This window comes from Curtobacterium sp. B18 (assembly GCF_000333375.1).
Lineage (GTDB): Bacteria > Actinomycetota > Actinomycetes > Actinomycetales > Microbacteriaceae > Curtobacterium.
Genome location: NZ_BACZ01000036.1, coordinates 1 through 2,776, shown reverse-complemented (window position 1 = coordinate 2,776; position 2,776 = coordinate 1). Strand labels below are relative to the sequence as shown.

Genomic DNA, 2,776 nt, shown 5'->3' with positions numbered 1-2,776 from the left:
AGGTCGAGCAGCGCCTGCCGATGCCCCGCGAGCCGCAGGAGCAGCCCGACCCTCGCCCCGGCCTGAACGGCACCGCCCAGCGCATCTGCTCGAGGCCACCCAGGCCGCCCGCGGGTTCGGCAGCACGTACACCGACCCCGAGCACGTCTTCTTCGCGCTCGTCATGGACCAGGACACCGTCACGGGGCAGCTGCTCGCGAGCGCCGGCGTCACCCCGCAGGTCATGCAGGAGTACGCGGCGGAGGCCGCAGCCGCCGCCAGGGAGGGGCGCACGATGCCCACGAGCACGGACCAGACCACCGACACCGCGAGCGACACCCCGACGCTCGACCAGTTCGGCACCGACCTCACCGAGCGAGCCCGCGACGGCCGCATCGACCCGGTGATCGGCCGCGCGGACGAGATCGAGCAGACCGTCGAGATCCTGCTCCGTCGCACCAAGAACAACCCCGTCCTGATCGGCGAGCCCGGCGTCGGCAAGACCGCCATCGTCGAGGGACTCGCGCAGCGCATCGCCGACGGCGACGTGCCCGTGCTGCTCCGGGGCAAGCGGGTCGTCGCGCTCGACCTCGCCGGCATGCTCTCCGGCACCCGCTACCGCGGCGACTTCGAGGAGCGGCTCACGACGGCGATGGACGAGATCGCGGCGCACGCCGACGAGCTCATCGTGTTCGTCGACGAGCTGCACACCGTGGTCGGCGCCGGCGGTGGCGGCGAGGGCGGCTCGATGGACGCCGGCAACATCCTCAAGCCCCGGCTGGCCCGCGGCGACCTGCACCTGGTCGGCGCGACCACGCTGAACGAGTACCGCCGGATCGAGAAGGACGCCGCACTCGAGCGTCGCTTCCAGCCGGTCACGGTGGGGGAGCCGAGCGTCGAGGAAGCCGTCGCGATCCTCACCGGCCTCGCACCGCGCTACGAGGAGCACCACGGCGTCACCTACACGCCCGACGCCCTCCGCGCCGCGGTCGAGCTGTCCCACCGCTACGTCACCGACCGGCACCTGCCGGACAAGGCCATCGACCTCGTCGACCAGGCCGGTGCGCGCCGTCGGCTCGCGCTCTCCGGTGACGTCGACGTCGAGGCACTGCGCGCCGAGGTCGCCACGCTCTTGGCGTCGAAGGACGCGGCGGTCGCCGAGGAGCACTACGAGGAGGCGTCGCGCCTGCGCGACGAGATCGACGGACTGGAGGCGCGGATCACCGCCGCCGGTCAGGCCGACGCTGGTCGCGCCTCCGGTCCGGAGACCGTGGGCACTTCGATCACGGAGGAGGACATCGCAGCCGTCGTGTCGCGTGCCACCGGGATCCCGGCGACCCGCCTGACGCAGGGCGACCGCTCCCGGCTCGCCGCGCTCGAGGACGAACTCCACGAGCGCGTCGTCGGCCAGGACGACGCCGTGCGGGCGATCGCCACGGCGGTGCGGCGCAGCCGGACCGGCATGGGCGACCCCCGTCGTCCGGTGGGCAGCTTCCTGTTCCTCGGTCCGACGGGTGTCGGCAAGACCGAACTCGCGAAGGCGTTGGCCGGGTCGCTGTTCGGCGACGAGTCGGCCATGCTGCGGTTCGACATGAGCGAGTTCGGCGAGCGGCACACCGTCTCGCGGCTGGTCGGCGCCCCTCCCGGGTACGTCGGCTACGACGAGGCCGGGCAGCTCACCGAGCGCGTCCGTCGGAACCCGTACTCGGTCGTGCTGCTCGACGAGGTCGAGAAGGCGCACCCGGACGTGTTCAACCTGCTGCTGCAGGTGCTCGACGACGGTCGTCTCACGGACGGCCAGGGCCGCACGGTGGACTTCCGGAACACGGTCGTCATCATGACGTCGAACATCGGCTCCGAGTTCCTCGCGTCGCGCTCCGGTGCGCTCGGCTTCGCGCCGGTCGGGTCCGGGGACGACTACGCCGAGGACGACCTGCGCGCCCGGGTCATGGGCAAGCTGCGTGAGGCGATGCGGCCGGAGTTCATCAACCGCATCGACGAGATCGTGCTGTTCCGGAAGCTCGACCGCTCGCAGATCGAGTCGATCGTGTCACTGCTGCTCGAGGACACGGCGCTCCGGCTCGTCGCGCAGGGCATGACCCTGACGGTGACGGACGCCGCGGTGGCGTGGCTCGCCGAGCACGGCTACGAGCCGGAGTACGGCGCCCGTCCGCTCCGACGCCTGATCCAGCGCGAGGTCGACGACCGCATCGCGGGCCTCGTGGTGGACGAGGCCGTGACGGGCGGCGACACCGTCCGGATCGACGTGGTCGACGGGGCGCTCGAGGCCTCGGTCGCGGTCCCCGCGGCGGTCTAGTCCGGTCTGGTTCACCCTGCGCCAGGACGCCCCGGCACCCCTCGTGGTGCCGGGGCGTTCTTCGTGTCCGGATGTCCGTGGTGCCGGTGCGTCCGAACGGTTCGGGAATGCAATTCCGGACGAATTCCCGGAAAAGGGTTGCGCGGGGAATAGCGGTGTGGATAGTGTTCACGAGCAGCAATCACCGCGTCAGCACGAGACCGAGAGGGGGCCTGACCATGATGTTCACCGCAACGACTCCGTTCCGTGGAATCCGTACGTCCGGCGGCACCCCGATCCGGGTCCGCTGACACGGAGCGTCCCACACCAGCCGCATCTCCGACGGGCCCGTCCGCGCTGAGGCCTCCTCGCCGCACGGTGCCGATCCAGCCGTCCTGTGCGCTCGTCCGACACCCTCGTGGTGCCTCGGTCCGAGCGCGCCGGATGGTCGTCGTGGACGTCGGTGGTCGGTGCGACGCTCCCACCATCGGTAGTCATTCC

The 2,776-nt window shown here is 71.5% G+C and carries 1 protein-coding gene; it reads left to right on the top strand.

What is annotated here, in order from left to right:
- On the top strand, positions 1-2,296 hold a 2,296-nt coding region (locus tag I5E_RS00980; RefSeq protein ID WP_148286813.1), incomplete at its 5' end, for an ATP-dependent Clp protease ATP-binding subunit.
- Between the last annotated feature and the right edge of the window lie 480 nt (positions 2,297-2,776).